At 67.0% G+C, this 19,269-nt stretch carries 19 protein-coding genes and 1 tRNA gene; 12 read left to right on the top strand and 8 right to left on the bottom strand.

The annotated features are described in order from the left end of the window. Nucleotides 1–94 precede the first annotated feature (94 nt). Both ABDW31_RS08495 and ABDW31_RS08500 read left to right on the top strand, forming a co-directional pair. A complete protein-coding gene (locus tag ABDW31_RS08495) occupies nucleotides 95–658 on the top strand; it encodes an HNH endonuclease (RefSeq protein ID WP_184723767.1) in 564 nt (187 codons plus the stop codon). A 225-nt stretch (nucleotides 659–883) separates the two neighbouring features. Continuing rightward, nucleotides 884–1,162 carry a hypothetical protein gene (locus ABDW31_RS08500; protein ID WP_184718260.1) on the top strand — a complete coding sequence of 93 codons (279 nt, stop codon included), beginning with the start codon at nucleotides 884–886 and terminating at the stop codon, nucleotides 1,160–1,162. Here ABDW31_RS08500 and ABDW31_RS08505 read toward each other — a convergent pair. From ABDW31_RS08505 to ABDW31_RS08530, 6 genes are all read right to left on the bottom strand, one after another. Continuing rightward, entirely contained in the window at nucleotides 1,155–1,670 is a 516-nt protein-coding gene (locus tag ABDW31_RS08505; RefSeq protein ID WP_184718262.1) for a VanZ family protein, read from the bottom strand. The two genes, ABDW31_RS08500 and ABDW31_RS08505, sit on opposite strands and share 8 nt — an antisense overlap. A 79-nt stretch (nucleotides 1,671–1,749) precedes the next feature. Continuing rightward, entirely contained in the window at nucleotides 1,750–3,531 is a 1,782-nt protein-coding gene (locus ABDW31_RS08510; RefSeq protein WP_184723771.1) for a M1 family metallopeptidase, read from the bottom strand. Nucleotides 3,532–3,574: 43 nt separating this feature from the next. After that, the gene (locus ABDW31_RS08515) at nucleotides 3,575–4,135 is read right to left on the bottom strand and encodes a demethoxyubiquinone hydroxylase family protein (RefSeq protein WP_184718264.1); all 561 of its coding nucleotides are present in this window, start codon (nucleotides 4,133–4,135) and stop codon (nucleotides 3,575–3,577) included. Beyond that, complete coding sequence (locus tag ABDW31_RS08520) at nucleotides 4,132–4,680, bottom strand: disulfide bond formation protein B (RefSeq protein WP_184718266.1); 549 nt, start codon at nucleotides 4,678–4,680, stop codon at nucleotides 4,132–4,134. Before ABDW31_RS08520 ends, ABDW31_RS08515 begins: the two co-directional genes overlap by 4 nt. Continuing rightward, nucleotides 4,677–5,282 (bottom strand): YqaA family protein, encoded by a 606-nt coding sequence (locus ABDW31_RS08525; RefSeq protein ID WP_184718268.1) that lies wholly within the window; start codon nucleotides 5,280–5,282, stop codon nucleotides 4,677–4,679. The genes ABDW31_RS08520 and ABDW31_RS08525 overlap by 4 nt, the downstream gene beginning before the upstream one ends. A 135-nt stretch (nucleotides 5,283–5,417) precedes the next feature. Next, nucleotides 5,418–7,640 (bottom strand): TonB-dependent hemoglobin/transferrin/lactoferrin family receptor, encoded by a 2,223-nt coding sequence (locus ABDW31_RS08530; protein ID WP_184718270.1) that lies wholly within the window; start codon nucleotides 7,638–7,640, stop codon nucleotides 5,418–5,420. 163 nt (nucleotides 7,641–7,803) lie between these two features. Between ABDW31_RS08530 and ABDW31_RS08535 the strand changes: the two genes are divergently transcribed. The 7 genes from ABDW31_RS08535 to ABDW31_RS08565 all read left to right on the top strand — a co-directional run bounded on the left by ABDW31_RS08535 (nucleotide 7,804) and on the right by ABDW31_RS08565 (nucleotide 11,531). Then, nucleotides 7,804–8,589 carry a DUF4198 domain-containing protein gene (locus ABDW31_RS08535; RefSeq protein ID WP_184718272.1) on the top strand — a complete coding sequence of 262 codons (786 nt, stop codon included), beginning with the start codon at nucleotides 7,804–7,806 and terminating at the stop codon, nucleotides 8,587–8,589. An 8-nt stretch (nucleotides 8,590–8,597) separates the two neighbouring features. After that, a complete protein-coding gene (locus tag ABDW31_RS08540; RefSeq protein ID WP_184718274.1) occupies nucleotides 8,598–9,065 on the top strand; it encodes a hypothetical protein in 468 nt (155 codons plus the stop codon). A gap of 213 nt (nucleotides 9,066–9,278) precedes the next feature. Continuing rightward, the gene (locus ABDW31_RS08545) at nucleotides 9,279–9,527 is read left to right on the top strand and encodes a DUF3297 family protein (RefSeq protein ID WP_184718276.1); all 249 of its coding nucleotides are present in this window, start codon (nucleotides 9,279–9,281) and stop codon (nucleotides 9,525–9,527) included. Between the two features lie 35 nt (nucleotides 9,528–9,562). After that, nucleotides 9,563–9,805, top strand: a complete 243-nt coding sequence (locus ABDW31_RS08550) for a hypothetical protein (RefSeq protein WP_184723774.1) — start codon at nucleotides 9,563–9,565, stop codon at nucleotides 9,803–9,805. An 87-nt stretch (nucleotides 9,806–9,892) separates the two neighbouring features. After that, entirely contained in the window at nucleotides 9,893–10,660 is a 768-nt protein-coding gene (locus ABDW31_RS08555; RefSeq protein ID WP_184718278.1) for a hypothetical protein, read from the top strand. Between the two features lie 167 nt (nucleotides 10,661–10,827). Further along, nucleotides 10,828–11,373 (top strand): MarR family winged helix-turn-helix transcriptional regulator, encoded by a 546-nt coding sequence (locus tag ABDW31_RS08560; RefSeq protein ID WP_184718280.1) that lies wholly within the window; start codon nucleotides 10,828–10,830, stop codon nucleotides 11,371–11,373. 73 nt (nucleotides 11,374–11,446) lie between these two features. Continuing rightward, nucleotides 11,447–11,531 (top strand) — tRNA-Leu (locus ABDW31_RS08565). A gap of 21 nt (nucleotides 11,532–11,552) precedes the next feature. Here ABDW31_RS08565 and ABDW31_RS08570 read toward each other — a convergent pair. Then, the gene (locus ABDW31_RS08570; RefSeq protein WP_184718281.1) at nucleotides 11,553–12,653 is read right to left on the bottom strand and encodes a sialidase family protein; all 1,101 of its coding nucleotides are present in this window, start codon (nucleotides 12,651–12,653) and stop codon (nucleotides 11,553–11,555) included. Between the two features lie 314 nt (nucleotides 12,654–12,967). On the opposite strand from ABDW31_RS08570, the gene ABDW31_RS08575 reads away from it, so the two are divergent. From ABDW31_RS08575 to ABDW31_RS08585, 3 genes are read left to right on the top strand one after another with little or no spacing between them, the layout of a single operon-like run. Next, nucleotides 12,968–15,913, top strand: coding sequence for a TonB-dependent receptor (locus ABDW31_RS08575; protein WP_184718283.1), 2,946 nt, complete (start codon nucleotides 12,968–12,970; stop codon nucleotides 15,911–15,913). 59 nt (nucleotides 15,914–15,972) lie between these two features. After that, nucleotides 15,973–17,070, top strand: coding sequence for a pectinesterase family protein (locus ABDW31_RS08580; RefSeq protein ID WP_184718285.1), 1,098 nt, complete (start codon nucleotides 15,973–15,975; stop codon nucleotides 17,068–17,070). Between the two features lie 11 nt (nucleotides 17,071–17,081). Then, nucleotides 17,082–17,786, top strand: a complete 705-nt coding sequence (locus ABDW31_RS08585) for a LamG domain-containing protein (RefSeq protein WP_184718287.1) — start codon at nucleotides 17,082–17,084, stop codon at nucleotides 17,784–17,786. Here ABDW31_RS08585 and ABDW31_RS08590 read toward each other — a convergent pair. Next, nucleotides 17,783–19,162, bottom strand: a complete 1,380-nt coding sequence (locus tag ABDW31_RS08590) for a DUF4861 family protein (RefSeq protein WP_184718290.1) — start codon at nucleotides 19,160–19,162, stop codon at nucleotides 17,783–17,785. The genes ABDW31_RS08585 and ABDW31_RS08590 overlap by 4 nt on opposite strands. Nucleotides 19,163–19,269 lie beyond the last annotated feature (107 nt).

Below are 19,269 nucleotides of genomic sequence, written 5' to 3' on the forward strand. Positions count from 1 at the left end.
TGAATAGCGTAGGAAGGAGGCCCGTCTTCAGTCCTGTCGCGTACCATATCAGCCGGGGTTTCGGGCGTTGCGGCGCCGACCTCGATGGGGGGCTCTGATGCAGGTCCTCACGCGCCCGCCGTCGGGCATGCCGGCCCTCGTGCTCAACGCCGATTTCAGGCCGCTCAACTACTATCCGCTGTCCCTCTGGCCTTGGCAGGAGGCAGTCAAGGCGGTGTTCCTGGAACGGGTCGACGTGGTGTCGACCTATGACCACGTGATCCATTCGCCGTCGTTCGAGATGCGGCTGCCCAGCGTCGTGTCGCTGAAGCAGTATGTGCCGCAGGACCGTCCTCCGGCCTTCACCCGCTTCAACCTGTTCCTGCGCGACAGCTTCAGCTGCCAGTACTGCGGGGATCTGGAAGACCTGACGTTCGACCACGTCATCCCGCGCTCCAAGGGCGGGCGCACGACCTGGGAAAACATCGTCACCGCCTGCGCGCCGTGTAACCTCTCCAAGGGCGGGCGCACGCCGCGCGAAGCCGGCATGCAGCCCTTCAACACCGCCCGCCGCCCATCGATGCACGAACTGCAGGAACGCGGCCGCCGCTTCCCGCCGGGCCGACTGCACGTCAGCTGGCTGGACTACCTCTACTGGGATATCGAGCTGGAAGCCTGAGGCTAACCGGCCCGGGCCGCTTTGAGGAGCGTCAGCCCGGGCCGTATCGCTCGAAGCGGAAGGGGATCGGCCGCTGCAAGCTGCACCTTAAAATGCGGACTCACGGCCAAGGTTCCGGCGTTCTGCGAAAATCTTTGGGACGCGAAACGCATGTGATGGTCCATGCAACCCGAACCTAGACCGACGGGTTTTTACGTCCTGAGGCAAAAGCCACGGGAGGTTCATATGCCCCGCCATCATACCGACGAAGACCAGCGTCACTTCACCCACGGCACCGCCGCCTCGACGGCCGACATGGCCGACGGCGACATCCGTCCGGAAGACAAGCATTTCGACGCCCCGCACAGCCGCGAGGCGCGCCGGCCCTTGGCCGAGAACGAGAAGCACGACCAGCTGGCCGTGAAGACCGAAAAGTCCGAGAATCGTCAGGAAGCCCTGCTGGACGAGGGCCTGGAAGAAAGCTTCCCGGGCAGCGACCCGGTCAGCGTCAAGCGTATTACCTAGTCGGGAACCTGCGAGCGGCGCGTTCGGCGAAGCTGAGCGCGACCGCCGGCTCGACCTGCATCGGTCGCGGCTCGAAGGCCACGACCGGACGGGCGCGCTCTTGGCGGCGATCCAGGGCGGCGATCTCTGCGAAGGTCAGGTCGCCCTGTTCGCGGGCCATCTTGCGGACCGTCTCGATCATGCCCGCGCCGTACACCACGGCGACACCGGCGGCGTCGGCCAGCCAATCCAGTACGCTGGCGCTGCGATGGCCGAACAGCTGGGCCATCTCGACGCCCGCGCCCAGCACCAAGGCCGCGATGGCTAGATCGTTGCGACGCATCCGGGGGAAGGCCAGGAACGAGACCGCCAGCAGGCCGCCGAACGCCAGGGCGTGGGCGGCCTTGTCGTCAAGTCCGAAATACCGCTCGGCGCCCTGGAACGGGCCCAGGGCCAGCACGGCGACCGTCAATGAGCCGACGGCCAGCGCGACGCGCGCGGCGGTGACGAAATGGACGGGCTTGAACATCGAACGCGGCCTCCGGTAGGTCGCGCCGTTCTAGCGGCAAGGTCGCGCCATTGCGTGAACGGACAGGGTTAGCGAACCGCTACTTCTGCTTTGCGGCGTCTGCCTTGGCCTTGGCGTCGGCCGCCGCCTTGGCCGCGTCGTCCTGGGCCTTCTTCCAGGCCTGATAGACCTCGAGATAGGGCTGGCGGCGCAGGACCTTGGAGGCCGGATCGACGATCACCGGCACGGTGTCGCCGACCGTCACGCGGCCGGTTCCGCCGGTCATGGGCACGCTGACCAGCTTGTCGCCGACCTTGATCTCCACCGGCATCGGGAACGGCTTGTCCTTGGGCGTCTTCCAGCGCAGCACCAGATCGCCGCCTTCGCGGGTCTCCAGCAGTTCGGGCTGCTGGGGCTCGTACATATAGACGTCGAAGAACCAGCCGTAGTCCTTGCCGGTCACATCGTTGACGATCTTGATGAAGTCCTTGGTGCCCAGATACAGCGGCTTGAAGTTGCCGGGCTTGGGATCGTCGCGGCCGTAGACGGCGATGCGGGTGATGCGGAAGAAGGCCTCGTCGCCGATCAGCGCCCGCAGCGTGTGCAGCACGTTGGCGGCCTTGTAGTAGATGTCGTTACCCGGCCCGCGATCGGCGTTGTAGACCTCGTCCTCGCGCAGCGGGCGGCCCGAGACAATCGGGAAGCGGTTCTTGCTGTCGACCCGCATCTGGTTCAGGCGCGCCATGTACTCCATGTCGCCGTGCAGCCATTGCGACATCAGCGGCTGCATGTAGGTGCCGTAGCCCTCGTGCAGCCACATGTCGTCGTTGTCGCGATTGGTCAGCTGGTTGCCGAACCACTCGTGGGCGAACTCGTGCTGCATCAGCCAGTCGAAGCCGTAGATCTCTTTCTTGTACTTGTTGCCGTAGGCGTTGATCGTCTGGTGCTCCATGCCCAGGTGCGGGGTCTCGACCACGCCCATCTTCTCGTCACGGAACGGGTATGGGCCGATCATCTGCTCGAAGAAGTCCAGCAGCGTGGTGAACTCGGCGAACAGTCCCTTGGCGGGTTCGGCATTGCCGCGCAGATGCCAGAAGGCCAGCGGGATCGTGTCGCCGAAGCGGCTCTGATAGGTCCCGGTCAGCGCCTCGTAGGGACCGACATCCAGGGCGATGGCGTAGGTGTTGGGGGTCTTGGTGCGCCAGTTGTAGGTGCGCCAGCCGTTCTGCTCGGTCATGCCTAAGAACACGCCGTTGGCCGGGGCGACCAGGCCTGCGGGAACGGTGATATGCATGTCGACCAGCTTGGGCTCGCCGGTCGGATAGTCGATGCAGGGCCAGAAGATGTCGCAGCCCACGCCCTGCACGGCGGTGGCGATCCACGGCTCGCCGGTCTCGGTCTTGCTCCAGACGAAGCCGCCGTCCCACGGGGCCTTCTTGGCTTCGAGCGGGACGCCGTCATAGGCGATGACCACCGTCACCGACCGGCCCTTGGCCACCTTGCGGGGCAGGGTGATGGTCAGGCGGCCTTCGGGATTGCTCCAGGCCGAGGGCTTCAGCGCCTTGCCGTCGACCGTCAGCTTGCGGATCGTGAAGACGCGGTCGAAGTCCAGCACCAGCTTGTCCAGCGAAGCCTTGGCGGTGAGCGTCAGCGTCGCCTCCCCCTCGATCGCCTTGCGATCGGGCAGGATCTTGAACTTCAGGTCGGCGTGCTCGAAGCCCAGGGCCTGCTGGTCGGCCGGCATGGCCCCGCCGGTCTGCAGGCTCAGCGCGCTGGTCTTCAGCGGCTCGGCGGCGTTAGCGGTGGAAAGCGCCAGCAGCGAGGCGGCGGCGCAGGCGGCCAAGGCGTGGAAACGAAACGACAAAGCAGGCGACTCCCCGATGACGAGGCGCATCGGTAAGCCCGCGCGGGGCGGGCGCCAAGTCTCAGATCTTTTCGCTGATCTTGATGGCCGCGCGGCAGCCGGCCTGGATCACCGCCGTCAGCAGCGGATAGGCCGGCGCCTCGTGCGCGCCTTCCTCGACGGCCAGGTCGCGGTGCGAAAGCTCGTCGTCGCGGAACTGGGTCAGCTCGGCGGCCAGGACCGGGTCGCGGTCCTTCAGCTCGTCGATCTGGCCGGCATAGTGCTTCTCGATGACGTTCTCGACCGCCTCGGTGCAGGCGTGGGCGGCCTTGTCGCCCAGCAGGGCGGTGCCCGCGCCCAGGGCGAAGGCGGCCGCACGCCAGACCGGCGACATCAAGGTCGGGCGGACCTTGTGCTCGGTCAGCAGGGCGTTGAAGCGGTCCAGGTGGACCTGCTCGTGACCCTCCATCTCGGTCAGCTGGTCAGCGATGCGCGCCCGGCCGGGGCTGGCGCGCATGACGGCGGCCTGGCCGCGATAGATGTGAACAGCGGCCAGCTCGCCGGCCTGGTCGACGCGCAGGATCTCGGAGAGGCGGTCGCGCAGGGCACCCTGGCCGGGGCGGGGCGGGATGGGCTTGCTCATGCGGCCGGCGCCTTGCGCAGGGCCGATAGCGCCGACCAGACGGCCAGCTTCAGCGAGATCAGCACGTTCCAGCCGGCCATCGACAGGCCCAGGAACACCCAGGCGGCCTTGTCGCAGGCCGGCGGCTTGATCTTGGCTGTGCCCTTCAGCAGGGCTTCCAGATTGGCCGCGCTGGCCGCGCCGCCGCCCGAACAGGTCGAAGGGCCGGGCCACCACTTCCATTCGGCGCCAGCGTGATACAGCGCCAGGCCAGCGCCATAGAGGAAGATCGCGCCCAGCAGCAGTTGGGCCGGCAGACGCAGGCGCGCCCAAAGCGGCGTGCGCTGCAGGATGGTCAGGACCAGGGCCAGGCTGCCGGCGACCCAATAGACCTCGCGCTGCTTCAGGCAGAGGTGGCAGGGGGCGAGGCCGCCGAACTTTTCGAACGCATGGGCCGCGGCCAGCATGGCGGCGCTGGTCAGGAAGGCGATCAGCGGCCAGTGGCGGGTGACCAGGTCATAGACCCGGTCGATGAAGGTCGCGGCCTTTGGCTCTTGGTTCGTCATACCGCGCAGGCTCCGCCGCTGCTTCCGCCCAGGAAATGGCTAGCCGTCAGACCGATGACAATAAGCGCGATGAAAAGACCGGCGAACAGGGCCAGGCGGCGCTCGACGATCGGCAGCAGGGTCGGGCCGAACTTCTTGATGATGTAGGCGACCAGGAAGAAACGGGCGCCGCGGGTGATCACCGACGCGATGATGAACATCGGGAAGGCGAAGGCGGCCAGGCCCGAGGCGATGGTCACCAGCTTGTAGGGGATGGGCGTCAGGCCCTTGGCCAGGATCACCCAGACGCCATACTTGCCATACCAGCACTGGAACTCGGCAAGGCCGCCGGCGTGGCCGGTCGCGGCCATCATCCACATGCCGAAGTCCTGCAGGAAGAAGCCGATGGCGTAGCCCAGCGCGCCGCCCAGCACCGAGGCGATCGTGCAGATGAAGGCGTAGCGCCAGGCCTTCTCCGGCTTGGCCAGGCACATCGGCGCCAGCATCACATCCGGCGGCACCGGGAAGAACGAGCTTTCCGCGAACGAGACCGCGAACAGGCTCTTTTCGGCGTGACGGGAAGCGGCCAGGCCCATGACCCAGTCGTAGAGGCGGCGCAGCATGCGGACTCCGATGTCGTGTGACCCGTAGCTAGCAGGGGAAAGCGACGCTTGTAAGCGCGGATATCGGCGCGCGCGGCTTCCCGTCCGCGCGCGCCGGCCCCGTAGGCGCCCGTTGGAGGCGGGCGCCCGCGAGTTCTAGAATTTCACCGCCAGCGAGACGCTGTAGTTGCGACCCGGCTGGCTGTAGCCGTCCTTGATCGTCGAGTTGTCGGCCAGGCCGCGGGCGTCGGCCCACCACCAGTAGTTCTCGTCGGTCAGGTTGAAGACGCCGGCCCGCAGGGTGGCGTAGTCGGTGAGGGCCACCCAGGCCGTCAGGTCGGCGACGGTGAACGAGGGCGGCGTGAAGCAGTTCAGCGGCGAGCTGCCCGGAACCACGCCCGTGCACGACACGCCGGCGCGACCGGCCGATTTGCGATCCGAATGGATAACCGCCAGGTCGCCGCCGAACTTGTTCGAGGGCGCGCGATAGGTCAGGCCGCCGGTCAGCTTGACCGGATCGATCGAGACCAGCGGGGTGTTGACGCCGTTGGTCCGCGACGCGCCGCGGGCATAGGACGCCGCCGCGCGGGCCACGAAGCCATGGCCTAGGTCGAACGAGCCCTTGGCCTCGGCGCCGCTGATCTTCACGCCCGACAGGTTCACGTACTGATAGACGGCCGGATTGGTCGGCGAGAAGTTGCCGCCCACCTGCACCTGCTCGATGAAGTCGTCGTACTCGCCCGTGAAGCCGGTGACGGCTACGCGCCAGCCGTTGCGGTGCATCCGGAAGCCGGCTTCCAGGGTGCGGCTGGTCTCGGGCTTCAGGTCCGGGTTCGAGATCGAGCGATAGTTCGAGACCGGGTTGGCGAAGCCGGTGTTCACCTGCGACGGGGAAGGGGCCTTGAAGCCCGCCGCCAGGTTGGCGAACAGGGTCACCAACTCGGTGGCGTCCCACACCACGCCCAGTTTCGGCGAGACGTGGGTGTCGCTCTGGCCCGAGGTGGCGGTGGTGAACAGCGGATCGCTCTTGGGATCCAGCTTGTAATAGTCGAGGCGAACGGCCGGATAGAGGGTCACCGGACTGGCCGTGATCTCGTCCTGGATATAGAGACCGGCCAGGGTGAAGTCGGTGGTCGGGAACGCCTTGGCGGGGAAGGTCTCGCCGGCCGGCGGCGCCGTGCCGTCGCGCGTGCCGGCCTGGCGCGTGATCGAGGCGTCGCCGCCCCAGATGACCTCATGCTTGACCGCGCCGGCCTCGAAGCGGCTGTGCAGCTCGATCGCGCCGCCGAAGACGCGGTTGTCGAAGGTGGCGTCGCGCGTGCGGTCGGCGGCGGTGGAGCGGTCCTCGGCCGAGAACTGGCGGGTGGTGCTGTTCTGCCAGTACAGGCTGGTGCGGGCGGCGGCGATCAGGCCCTGGCCGCCGTCGAAGCGGTGGTCCAGCGTGACGCGGTCGCGGCGCATCCTATCGAAGGCGGTCAGGCCGATGACGCCGGTCGCGGCCACCGGCGGCTTGGCGATGGCGCTCAGCACGTTCCAGTCGACGTCGCGGTCGAAGTGCTCGGCCGTCAGGCGGAAGCGGTTCTGGTCGTTGGGGCTGTAGACCACCTTGGCCAGCACGGCGTTGGACTGGTTGTCCTCGGGGTTGGCGGTGGTGCGGTCGGTGTTGGCCGAGTCGTTGGTCCCGGCGGTCTTCTGGCCCTCGCCGTCGCGGCGGGTATAGGCCAGCATGCCTTCCCAGCGGTCGGACCTGCCGGCCAGCACCAGGCTTTCGGTCCAGCTCTTGTCGGCCGAGGCGTAGCCGACGCGGGCGCGGCCGGCGAAGCTCTGGCCGTCCTTCAGGATGTCCGACGGATCCTTGGTGATGAAGCTGACCGAGCCGGCCAGGCCGTCGGCGCCGTACATGGCCGAGGCCGGACCGCGCACGATCTCGACCGACTTCAGGATGTCCAGGTCCACATAGTCGCCACGACCGGTCGACTGGGCGCCGAAGGCGAAGCCGTCGGGCACGCGCACGCCGTCGACGACGATCAGCACGCGGTTGCCTTCCAGGCCGCGGATGTTGAAGCCGGCATTGCCGTCGCGGCCCGTCGAGGCGCCGGCGGCGGTAAAGCGGGCAGGGGCGTTGCGCACCGACACGCCCGGCTCGTCGCGGACCAGGTCCTTGATGTCGCGAACCAGGCCGTCCTCGATGTCTTCCGACGAGATCACCGTGACAGTGACTGGGGCCTGCGAGACCGTCTTCTCCGAGCGGGTGGCGGTGACGGTGACCTTGTCGACCTCGGCGGCGGCTTCGGGCGCGGCGTCGCCGGCATGGGCCGACGTGGCCAGCAGGGCGGCGGTCGAGGCGGCGGCCAGGGCCGCCAGCTTCAGGCGAGACATCGAAATCCCCTTCGATAACTGCGTATGCGAATTGATCGCAATTTGTTGGTCAGCGGCGTAGATCGGCCGCCTCCACTGGTCAAGCTGTTTGCAATTGATTCTCAGAAGTAATCGCAATATGCCGGGCCTCGCCGCGATTGGAGCGGCGCCTGGGGTGTTCCCGATGATCCGATCCTTCCGCGCCGGCCTGCTGGGCGGCGCGCTCCTGCTCAGCCTCGCGGCGTCCACCGCCCAGGCGCACTCGCCCTATCTGCTGCCGACCGTGTTCGACGCCTCCGACCGCAAGATCGTGACGGTGGAGGGCGCCTTCACCGAGGACTTCTTCACGCCGGAAGTGGTGATGAAGTCCGATGCCTATGCCGTGGTCGGCCCCGACGGCGTGCGCACGGCCATCGCTCCGACCTATCTGCGCCAGCTGGCCGTGTTCGAGGTCGCGACGGAGAAGCCCGGCACCTATCGCATCACCACCGGCCAGCGCGGCGGCCGCACCGCCAAGGCCGCCCTGGTCAAGGGCCAATGGGAGTTCTTCGAGGGCTCCAAGGCCCCGGCCGACGCCATCGACATGCAGAGCCTGACGACCGCCGAGGTCTATGTGACGCGCGGCGCGCCCAGCGACGCGGCGCTGGCGCCGACCGGCAAGGGCATCGAGTTCAAGGCGATCACCCACCCCAGCAAGATCGTCACCGGCCAGGACGCCGTGTTCGAGGTGCTCTACGACGGTAAGCCGGTGGCCAACCAGGTGATCGAGTTCGTGCCCGCCGCGGACCGCTACGCCGACGCCAAGCCCGCGCCCAAGACCGTCACCAGCGACGCCAAGGGCCGCTTTGCGGTGAAGCCGGACCACTCGGGTCTCTACCACATCCAGACCCGCTATCGCCTGGGTCCGTCGGCCGCCGGCCAGCCTGGCTACAGCTACACCTACGCCCTGACCTTCGAATCCCTCCGCTAGGACATCCCATGAAGATCCGCACGATCCTCGCCGCCGCCGTCGCGCTGTCGCTGACCACCGGCGCCGCCTACGCCGCCTCGCACGCCCGCGACACGTTCATCAAGGAGCAGGACCAGAACGGCGACGGCGTCGTCACCAAGGACGAGTTCGCCGCCACCCGCGCCATCCAGTTCGCCAAGATCGACGCCGACAAGAACGGCGTGCTGTCGGAAGCCGAGTACGTGAACGAGTTCAAGGCGCGCCTGGAAGAGCGCCTGAAGGCCTCGGACCGCACCGAGGAGAAGAAGCAGGAGGAGCGCGAGCGCCAGATGCGCCAGACGGTCGTCCGTTTCCACGTTCTGGACAGCGACAAGAGCGGCGGCATCACCAAGGCCGAGTTCGACTATTCGGGCTGGCGGATGTTCAACGTCCACGACACCAACAAGGACGGCACGGTCTCGGCCGCCGATCCGGTCAAGGAAAAGCAGGAAGACTAGGCTTTAATATCTGTCATCCCGGACGCGCTTGCGCGATCCGGGACCGCCGCAAGCGCTGAGCTCGCCGTGGTCCCGGCTCTTCGCTGCGCTTCGGCCGGGATGACAGTCGGGATGGCGGGCGATATCGCCCGATTTTGACTTTCGGCGTTTCGTAGCTATCACCGCCGGCCAAGACATCATGGGCCGGATCGGTCCGTACGAAAGCTGAAGACCATGAGCGACACGCCTCCCGACCGCCTCTCCGTCAACCCGGACAGCCCGCACTACGACGCCGACCTGCTGGAGCGCGGCATCGGCATCCGCTTCAAGGGCGTCGAGAAGACCAACGTTGAAGAGTATTGCATCTCCGAGAAGTGGGTCCGCGTCGCAGCCGGCAAGACCCTGGACCGCAAGGGCAACGCCATGACGATCAAGCTGCAGGGCGACGTCGAAGCCTACTTCCGCGACACCGCCGAGGGCTGAGCCCCTTGTCCGTGAACGATCCGGACCTGGAAGCCATGGCGCGCGACGAGCTTTCGCGCGCCATGACCCTGCGCTGGCAGGACCTGAAGGCCATCGTGCCCTGGGGCGACACCTTCGAGGGCATCTCGCCGGCCGGCCGCTATGTCGAGGTCGAGCGCGGCTACATCTGGGCTTCGGAGGAGGGCGGCGACATCCTCTGCGAGGTCACCGTCTATGGCGGGCCGTCCCGCTACGACCAGGGCGTCCGTGTCACCAACGTGATTTCTCGACCCGCCTGATCACCTTGGCCGTGCATAAATAACGGCGTTGCGTTAACCATATGGCGCGCCGGTCTCGGCGCGTCGTGCGGGCCAAGGGGGATCGGCGTGTACCAATCAGAATTTCCGGTCGACCAGCCCGTGCCGGTCTACGATCCGACGCTGTGGTTCGCGCTGATCCTGGCGTGCCTGGCCATCGCGGCCCTGGCCTTCTATGCCGGCCGCTTGACGGTGGCCAAGAAGAAGACCGGCGAGGACCACAAGGTCCCCGAGACCATCCACGAAGCCATCAAGCAGAAGTGCGTCGCCGCTAGCAGCGCTCACTCGGGCGAGCTGGAGATCCGGGCCCGCGAACTGATCGCCGAGGTGCGCCGCCGCATCGGTCCGCTGCTGGACCTGGGCGCGGTCTGCGACCAGACCTTCGAGCGTCTGGAAAAGGCCGTCGCCGGCGAGGCTCCCAAGGAAGGGGGGCATGGACACGATGACCATGGTCATGACGAGCACGGACACGGCGAGCACCACGACGACCACGGTCACAAGCCGAAGGCCGATTCGTTGTGCTCCGAGCATGGCAAGCCGCGCGATAAATGCTGTGGCGGCGTCGAGGTGTTGAGCCGCAACGTCACCATCGTCGGCTCGCAGACCGTCCTGTTCGCCAAGGAAAAGAGCGACCATGGGGCCGATCATGGCCATCACAAATCGCCCAAGGCCCTGGATCACAAGACTTTTGCCCAGAACCTGCGCCTGGCCGTGGCGGCCTTCGCCGACGCCTGGATCCACCCCGACACCCTGACCACGCTGAAGGCCTGTCGCGACGCGCTGACGGAAACCCCACCCCTGCTGAAGCCCAAAACGGGTAGCGCCAAGCACGATTGACGGTCCCGGCGCACAGGAACGCTGTTCAGGAAGGCGAGACGGCTATTCTCTGCCCACGCGCCGTGCGAAACTGCCGGTTCGTTCGAGCGGATGTCGCGGGGCGTTTGACCTGAGCGTGCGCAGCCTTCGATGAAAAAGGGCGCGCTGAAGGGGCGGAAGGTAAGGGCATGACCGCGACGGTTTCCACGATTGCGCCTGGCGCGTCCGAAGCGCCCGAAACCGGCGTCAGCCTGAAGGACTACGTTCCCTATCGCCTGGCCACGGCCTCGGCGGCGGTCAGCCGACTGATCGCGCGCGCCTATGAAGACCGCTTCGGCCTGACCATCCCGCAGTGGCGTCTGATGTCGGTGCTGGCCGAGGGCGGCCTGACCCAGCACACCGCCGTCACCCGCACGGCCATGGACAAGGTCCGGGTCAGCCGCGCGGCGCAGGAACTGGTCGTGCGCCGCCTGGTGGCCCGCACCACCGTCCGCTCGGACCGCCGCTCGCACACCCTGGAGCTGACGGCCGCCGGCCGCCGCCTGTTCGCCGAGATTGCGCCGCTCGCGCTAGCCTACGAAGCGACCCTGCTGGCGGGCCTGGCCCCCAACGAGGTAGCGACCTTCAAACGCCTGCTCGACCACCTGCAGACCAAGGCTATCGAGCTGGCCGGCGGCGAGACCATCACGCCCCGCGCCGACGGTTCTCCCGAGGGCTCGCTGGACGTCGAATGAGCGCCTTTCCCAGGCTGGCGTTCGTGTTCGACGCCTGCTAGGAAGGCCACCCTTCGCGGTGACGCGAAGCGATGCGGGCGTGGTGAAACTGGTAGACGCGCCGGACTCAAAATCCGGTTCCGAAAGGAGTGTCGGTTCGATTCCGACCGCCCGCACCAACTTCCTTTCTTTCGGCTGACCTACTTCAGCTTCGTGGGATCCACCACGACGTGGCGGATGCCGCGGCGGTTGACCGTGTAGGTGATGTGGACCTTGCCGTCGCGGGCCTGGATGATGGCCGGGTAGGCGTAGCCGTCGGGGACGGGTTCGGTTTCCAGGGTCAGCACTTCGCGCCAGCTGACGCCGTCGCTGGAGATGGCTAGGTTCAGCGGCACGCGCGGACCCTTGCCCGGCTTGTCCGGGAACTGGCCCGAATGGTTATAGACCATCAGCTGGCGGCCATCGGCCAGGGTGACCGCATCAGTGCCTGAGTTGGGATTGGGCAGGTCGATGGTGGCGATCGGGCTCCAGGTTCTGCCGTTGTCCTTCGACCAGGTCTGGGCCAGGGCGCCCTGGCGGGTGCGGGCCACGGCCTCGAGCATGCCGTTCGGATGGAAGAGGATGCTGGGCTGGATGGCGTCGATCTTCAGCGGGGATGGGACCAGAGCGGTCTTGCTCCAGGTCTTGCCGCCGTCTTCGCTGCGCTCGAAATAGAGGCTCCAGCCGCCGCCGTCGGCTTGGGTGACGCCCTCGGATTCCTCGACGCTGACCGGCGACAGCCAAGCTCCATCGGCCAGCACGACCGGCTTGTTCTTGATCGGCCCCAGGATGCCGTCGGGCAGGCGGACGGGCTTGCCCCAAGTCTTGCCGTCGTCCTTGGAGGTCATGACCATGCCCCACCAGTCCTGCGGGCTGGGGCCGACCTTGTAGAACAGGAAAAGCTCGCCTTTTGGCGCCTGGAACAGCACCGGGTTCCAGGTCGGCAGGCGCGGGCCGCTGGCCTGGACGCCGTTGGCCAGTTCGCGGGCCTCCTGCCACTTGCCGTCGACCATTCGGGCGAACCAGATGCCGACGTCGGGATTGCGCTCGTGGGTGCCGCCGAACCAGGCCGCGGCGATCGTGCCGGCGGTGGTCTCGACGATGGTCGAGGCGTGGGACTGCGGGTAAGGGGCGTTCACATAGGCCGGGCCCTTGGCCAGGATCGCATCAGACTGGGCGAGGGCCGGCGCGGTGGCGAAAAGCGCGGCGCAGGCGGTCAGCGCGAGGACGGAACGGCGCGCGAGCAGCGAGGGGCTGGCCATGGGTTTTCCTCAGAGTCCTTGGGGTGACGGCCCATCTGACGCGGGTCTGGGCACCTCTGGTATCGGTAACGGAGCCGGGCGCCTAGGTCAGGATGTCGCAAGCCGTCTGAGTTCGCCCCGACCAAAAAACGCAACGTCTACAATCGCTTTGCCGCAACCAGGGTGGGGTCAACGGTTGTTCTGAGGTTCCCTAAGGGATGACGGTGCAGGTTTCGGCTTGAAAAACTGCGCAACCCGCCTCAGCATGAGTGAACAATGATACCGGTGTCATCCAAGAACACCGCCAAAAGTACATATCCTGGGAGGGAACGAAGATGACTTCATCCAATCGTACGCGCCTGCGCGCGCGTCTGCTGGCCGGAACGGCCGCCTGCCTGATGGCGACCGGCGTGGCCCGGGCCGTCCACGCGCAACAGACCGAAGACTCCGCCGTCGAAGAGGTGGTGGTCACCGGCTTCCGCAACAGCCTGGCTCAAGCCCTGAATGTGAAGCGCCAGTCGGCCGCGGCGGTGGACGCGATCTACGCCGAGGACATGGCCAAGTTCCCGGACCTGAACCTGTCAGAATCCATCCAGCGCATCCCGGGCGTCGCCATCTCGCGTGACGCCGGCGAAGGTCGCCAGATCTCGGTCCGCGGCCTGGGCGGCCAGTTCACCCGCGTGCGCATCAACGGCATGGAAGCCCTGACGACGTCGGGCGGCACCGACGCCTCGGGCGGCACCAACCGCAGCCGCTCGTTCGACTTCAACGTCTTCGCCTCGGACCTCTTCAACCGCATCACGGTGCAGAAGACCGCCTCGGCCGAAACGGAAGAGGGCTCGCTGGGCGCGACCGTCGACCTGAACACCGCCCATCCGTTCGACAAGCCGGGCTTCAACTTCGCCGTCTCGGGCAAGATGGGCTACAACGACCAGGCCGAGAAAGCCTCGCCGCGCGTCGCCGCCCTGATCTCCAACACCTGGCGCGACGACACCATCGGCGCTCTGTTCTCGGTGGCCTATTCGAAGCGCAACCTGCTCGACCAGGGCGCCAGCACCGTGCGCTGGCAGACGGGCACGGCCACCGCGCCGGGCTTCCGCAGCGTGCGCGGCGTGACCTGCGCCACCAACGCCGCGGCCTGCGCCGAGGCCAACGCCGCCGTCCACCCGCGCATCCCGCGTTTCGACTGGTACAAGACCCAGCAGGACCGCCTGGGCGCGACCGGCGCGCTGCAATGGCGTCCGACCGACAAGACCAACGTCTCGTTCGACATGCTGTACGCCAACTTCAAGGGCGAGCGGAACGAGGACTTCCTGGAGACCTTCACGCCCCAGACTGCCGGCGCCTGTACGGCGACCTCGCCGGTCACCTGCGGCATCAACCAGGTCGACATCCTCGACTACACGATCGCCACGCCGCGCGCGAACTTCCCGGTCATGACCAAGGGGACGTTCAACAACATCGACCTGAAGACCGAGCAGCGTCACGACAAGCTGAAGACCGAGTTCCGCCAGTTCACCCTGGCCGGCGACCACGAGTTCACCGACAAGTTCCGCGCCAAGGGCGTGCTGGGCTTCTCGAAGTCGACCTTCTCCAACCCGGTTCAGAACACGGTCCAGTGGGACCAGTACAACGTCCAGGGCTACACCTGGGACTATAGCCGTGGCGACACCTATCCGGTCATCACCTACGGCAATGGCGATCTGAAGAACGCCGACGCCTGGACCCTGGCCGAGATCCGCATGGCCCAGGGCTTCGTCGACAACAGCTACAAGACCGCCCAGTTCGACCTGGCCTACGACCTCAGCGAGGCCTTCAAGCTGAAGGGCGGCCTGGCCTACAAGGCCTATCAGGTCGAGAGCGCGGCCTTCTCGCGCACCAACGGCACCTCGGCCAACATCAACCCGATCTCGTCGGCTGAACTGCGGGGCATCGCGCGCAGCAGCTACGCCGAGACCATCGACTTCACCAAGAGCCTGGGACTGCCGTCGGGCAACGCCGGCTCGTGGATCACGCCGGACCTGAACAAGGCGCTGGGCGCCCTGAAGATGGACGATCCCAACTACGGCAAGGCGGTCACCACCACGCCGGGCACAGTGTGGATCAGCCCGTTCGCCACCACCTGCTTCACCAGCGGCTGCGGCATCTACAACCTGGGCCGTGAAGCCAGCCTGGGCAGCAACTACACGATCGATGAGTGGGACACGACGGGCTACGTCCAGGGCGACTTCAACTTCGACGTCGCCGGCGTGCCGGTGCGCGGCGACATCGGCGCGCGCTACGTCCAGACCCGCCAGAAGGCCCTGGGCTATGGCGTTGTTCCGTCGACCGTGAACGGCGTCAACTACCAGACGATCTCGGCCACGACCGCCACGCGCAGCTACAATGACTTCCTGCCGGCCCTGAACCTGGTGGTCGAGCCGAGCCAGGACCTGCTGCTGCGCTTCGGCGCCGCCAAGGTCATGTCGCGTCCGAACCTGGGCTCGCTGACCCCCGGCGTGAACATCGGCACGGGCAGCAACAAGACCGTGACCTCGGGCAACCCGTTCCTGGATCCGTTCCGCGCCAAGACCGTGGACGCGGCCATCGAATGGTACTTCCAGCCCCAGGCCCTGCTGTCGGCGGCGTTCTTCTACAAGGACATCTCGACCTTCGTGCAGAGCTACACCTCGCCGCTGTCGACTTTCGACCAGAACCCGTTCGGCCTGCCCGACAGCGCGGCGGTCGCGGCCTGTGGCACCACGCCGGGCTGCTCGCCCAGCCTGCCGGTTTGGCAGTTCTCGACCTCGGTCAACACGCCCGGCGGCCCGCTGAAGGGCTTCGAGCTGAACTACCAGCAGCCCTTCACCTTCCTGCCGGCGCCGTTCGACAAGTTCGGCTTCCTGGGCAACTACACCTATGTGAAGTCGGAGGTGACCTACCTGTCCTCGACCGGGGCGATCACGGCCGTCGGCCCGCTGACCAACCTGTCGAAGAACAGCTACAACGCCACGCTCTACTATGAGACCCCGAAGCTGAGCAGCCGCATCTCGGCGGCCTATCGCAGCAAGTACCTGACCCAGATCCCGGGCCGTAACGGTTCGGACGTCGAGGGCACCAAGGGCACGCTGAACTTCGACGCTTCGGTCACCTATAACTGGAGCAAGAACCTGGCCTTCACCTTCGAGGCCGTGAACCTGACCAACGAGGTCCAGGACCAGTACTACGACAGCAGCCAGTTGGTGTCATTCTACCACGAGACGGGCCGCGAGTTCTTCCTCGGCTTCCGCTACACCTACTAAGACCAGGGCGCGGCGCGGTTCTTTCGGGAGCCGCGCCGCTTCTGCTTTCAGGGGGCTGCATGCTCAGACTTCCCGATCGCCGCGCCGTCGTGATGGGCGGCCTCGCCGGCCTGACCGCCGCGCCGGCCCTGGCGGCTCCGCGCTTCGACGCCGTCCTCTCGAGCAAGCCGGACCCCCGCGCGATGCGGCATTTCCCGACCCTGGCCGCCGCGCTCGACGCTGCGCCCGCCGAGGACGGCAAGCCGTTCTGCATCCTCGTGCGGAAGGGTACTTGGCGCGAGCAGGTCACGGTGACTAAGCCGAACGTCCATCTGGTGGGCGAGGGGCAGGGCGCCAGCGTTATCGTGTTCAACGCATACGCCGCCGGCCGTAACCGTCCGGGCGGTCCGTCCGAGATCGCCACGGTCACCGTGCTGGCCCCAGGCTTCCAGGCCCGCCGCCTGACCATCGCCAACGACTTCGACTATCCGGGCCACATGCCGGCCGAGGTCGACTACGACCGCACCGGCGCCAGCGGGGCCCAGGCCACGGCGCTGAAGCTGGGGAAGGGCTCGGATCGCGCCTATTTCGAGGACGTGGCCCTGACCGGCTGGCAGGACACCCTGTTCACCGACGCCGGCCGCAGCCTGTTCCGGCGCTGCTACATCAGCGGCTGCGTGGATTTCATCTACGGCATGGGCGTCGCCGTCTTCGACCACTGCGAGATCCGCTCGCGCACCCGGCCGGGCAAGGACTTCCACGGCTTCATCGCCGCGCCGGACACCAACCGCAAACAGCCCTATGGCCTCGTGTTCCTGGACTGCCGCCTGACCCGCGACGCCGACATGCCCGACCACACCATGGCGCTGGGCCGGCCCTGGCGGCACACCATGACCTTCCCGGACGGGCGTTACGGCAATCCCGATGCGGTGGGCCACGCGGCCTTCGTGCGCTGCTGGATGGACCGCCACATCGTGCCCGAAGCCTGGTATCCGATGCACTACAACTTGAAAGGCGGCCGCCGGGCCATGTACCAGCCTGAGGACGCGCGCCTGTTCGAATATGCGAGCCGGGGTCCGGGGGCGGGGAAGCCTTCGGGACGCCGCCGGCAGCTGACGGCAAGCGAGGCGCGGAAGTACACGATCCCCAACCTGCTCTCGGGCTGGGATCCAGCTTAGGGAGTAAGGCGATGGTCGGACGGCGCGAGATCCTGATCGGCGGAGCTGCGGCTGCGGGCAGCCTGTTGACCGGCGAGGCCCTGGCCGGCGCCGGCGACACTCGTGCGGCCCGAAGCCAGATCGTCTGGACCTTCGATCGCCTGTCCAGCATCGGCGGCGCGGCGACCACGGTCGAGGGCGATCCGCAACTGGTGGCCAGCCCGTTCGGCCAGGCCGTGCAGTTCGACGGCGTCGACGACCGCCTGGTGATTGAGCGTCATCCGCTGGCCGGCTGGGAGCAGTTCACCTTCGAGGCGCTGTTCCGTCCTGACGGCGGCGTCTTCGCCCAGCGCTGGTTCCACCTCAACGAGGAGCCGATCGGCGGCGAGCCCTCGACGACGCGCATCCTGTTCGAGATCCGGGTGATCGAGAACCAGTGGTGCCTGGATGCCTTCGCCACGGGGCCGGGCTACAAGCACACCCTGTTGTTCGAGAACAAGCTGTTCCCGGTCGGCCGCTGGTACTGGGTGGCCCAGAGCTTCGACGGCAAGACCTATCGCGCCTATGTCGACGGCGTCCTGCAGGGCGAGGCCGAGATCGACTACAAGCCGCAGGGCGCAGGCCGCTCGTCGGTCGGTTCGCGCCTGAACAAGGTCGACTACTTCAAGGGCGCGATCCGCGAGGCGCGCTTTACGCCTCGCGGTCTGGCTCCGGATCAGCTGCAGCGGATGGGCTAGCGCTTCTTGTCTTCCTTCAGGCCGCCCAGGCGGACCGGCGAATTGTATTCGCGAGCGGCCTTGATCACGTACTGCTTGAAGGCGTCGGCGGTCTTGAGGTTGGGGCCCTCGCTCCAGGCGGCGGCCAGCATGTATTCGAACTTGTTGTCGGCCGTGGGGGCGACCTTGAAGACGTGGTTGCCCTTGCGCTCGTCGCTGGAGACGTAGGTCGGCTTGTAGGCGTCGCGCACGACGATGGCCGAGCCGGCATAGTCGATCTTGAAGCCGTTCTGCACCGCGTCGCGGTCGTCGGGATTGCGCACCAGTTCGCCGCCGCCGGTGATGGCCACGCCGCCCTGCTGGTAGATGATCTCTTCCGGGTCGTGCTTGCGGATGCCCGCCGCCCAGGTCGCGCCCTTGGCCTTCGGCGAGAAGGTCTTGAAGGTCACGCGGCCGGTCGAATAGTTCTGGCCGGCGAAGGCGGTGTACAGCTGCTCGACCTCGTACTTCCCGCGGCCGCTGTCCCAGTTCATGGTCTTGACGCGGATCATGCTGCGCAACGGGCCGTTGGTGACGACCTCGAAGGCGTAGCGGGTGTCGGTCAGGCCATTGCCGTTGAAGCGGTTCTCCTGGTCCGACGTCGGGGTGAAGCGCGGGCGTGAGATCGCGTTCGGCTTGGTTGGGTCGTCGAAGACGCCGATGCCGCCACCGCCGAAGGTGTCGTCCACCGACATGATGTCCGAGCCCAGCTTCGGGTCGATGCGCGACACCGCATAGCCGTCCAGGTTCTCGCCATAGAGGCGCGGCGTCATCAGCATCGGGGCGCGCTTGCCGTAGACGTCGGCGTCGGTCGGGAACCAGAGCTTCCAGCCGACGGCCTCCGCCTCCCAGAAGGGGACGGTGTGGCGCATGTAGCTGCCGATGCCGGCGTGGGTGCGGTGAGGGTTCCAGCCGCGCTGCTGGAAGCCGCGATAGATGTAGATGGTCTTGGTCTCGCGGGCCTTGAGGTCGACCTGCAGGAACAGCTCGTCCCACAGGCCGTCGGCGTCCAGGTCGTCCAGTTGGTAGTCGAACGAGCGGCCGTTGGTCTCGGCCAGGCGTCCGTGCGGGCCTTCCGTGGCCTGGCGCTCGTGGTCGGGGGCGGGGCGGGGCTGGCCGGCCGGGTCGACCAGGGTGATGGTCAGGGCCTGGATGCCGCGCAGCATCGGCAGCTGCTGCGGCGTCAGGATCACCGGGCTGTTGACCCGATCCTCGTCCAGGTCGTTGACGAGCTTGATTTCGATGCGTTCAGTAGGGACGAAGGTCCCCTGCGTGTACCAGGGGGACTCGGCTGCTTGGGCGACCCCCGTTGCCATCAGAGCTAGGGTGGAAACGGCGAGCAGTCGACGGGCCTTCATACGCATCTCCCTTACTTTTGGCGCATCTGAGGTCGCGAAAGCGGGGAATGCAAGTCCTGCATACTCATTATACCAGCTTCCGCTTTCCGTTGCGGACGCTATGGTGG

Origin of the sequence: Caulobacter sp., from assembly GCF_039596335.1 — a bacterium.
GTDB lineage: Bacteria > Pseudomonadota > Alphaproteobacteria > Caulobacterales > Caulobacteraceae > Caulobacter.

What these genes read in the sequence shown, in the direction of transcription:
- ABDW31_RS08525 (WP_184718268.1), bottom strand. Translation starts at nt 5,282, where the DNA reads ATGCTGCGCCGCCTCTACGACTGGGTCATGGGCCTGGCCGCTTCCCGT.
- ABDW31_RS08575 (WP_184718283.1), top strand. Translation starts at nt 12,968, where the DNA reads ATGACTTCATCCAATCGTACGCGCCTGCGCGCGCGTCTGCTGGCCGGA.
- ABDW31_RS08580 (WP_184718285.1), top strand. Translation starts at nt 15,973, where the DNA reads ATGCTCAGACTTCCCGATCGCCGCGCCGTCGTGATGGGCGGCCTCGCC.
- ABDW31_RS08540 (WP_184718274.1), top strand. Translation starts at nt 8,598, where the DNA reads ATGAAGATCCGCACGATCCTCGCCGCCGCCGTCGCGCTGTCGCTGACC.
- ABDW31_RS08520 (WP_184718266.1), bottom strand. Translation starts at nt 4,680, where the DNA reads ATGACGAACCAAGAGCCAAAGGCCGCGACCTTCATCGACCGGGTCTAT.
- ABDW31_RS08530 (WP_184718270.1), bottom strand. Translation starts at nt 7,640, where the DNA reads ATGTCTCGCCTGAAGCTGGCGGCCCTGGCCGCCGCCTCGACCGCCGCC.
- ABDW31_RS08505 (WP_184718262.1), bottom strand. Translation starts at nt 1,670, where the DNA reads ATGTTCAAGCCCGTCCATTTCGTCACCGCCGCGCGCGTCGCGCTGGCC.
- ABDW31_RS08500 (WP_184718260.1), top strand. Translation starts at nt 884, where the DNA reads ATGCCCCGCCATCATACCGACGAAGACCAGCGTCACTTCACCCACGGC.
- ABDW31_RS08590 (WP_184718290.1), bottom strand. Translation starts at nt 19,162, where the DNA reads ATGAAGGCCCGTCGACTGCTCGCCGTTTCCACCCTAGCTCTGATGGCA.
- ABDW31_RS08515 (WP_184718264.1), bottom strand. Translation starts at nt 4,135, where the DNA reads ATGAGCAAGCCCATCCCGCCCCGCCCCGGCCAGGGTGCCCTGCGCGAC.
- ABDW31_RS08560 (WP_184718280.1), top strand. Translation starts at nt 10,828, where the DNA reads ATGACCGCGACGGTTTCCACGATTGCGCCTGGCGCGTCCGAAGCGCCC.
- ABDW31_RS08545 (WP_184718276.1), top strand. Translation starts at nt 9,279, where the DNA reads ATGAGCGACACGCCTCCCGACCGCCTCTCCGTCAACCCGGACAGCCCG.
- ABDW31_RS08550 (WP_184723774.1), top strand. Translation starts at nt 9,563, where the DNA reads ATGGCGCGCGACGAGCTTTCGCGCGCCATGACCCTGCGCTGGCAGGAC.
- ABDW31_RS08570 (WP_184718281.1), bottom strand. Translation starts at nt 12,653, where the DNA reads ATGGCCAGCCCCTCGCTGCTCGCGCGCCGTTCCGTCCTCGCGCTGACC.
- ABDW31_RS08535 (WP_184718272.1), top strand. Translation starts at nt 7,804, where the DNA reads ATGATCCGATCCTTCCGCGCCGGCCTGCTGGGCGGCGCGCTCCTGCTC.
- ABDW31_RS08585 (WP_184718287.1), top strand. Translation starts at nt 17,082, where the DNA reads ATGGTCGGACGGCGCGAGATCCTGATCGGCGGAGCTGCGGCTGCGGGC.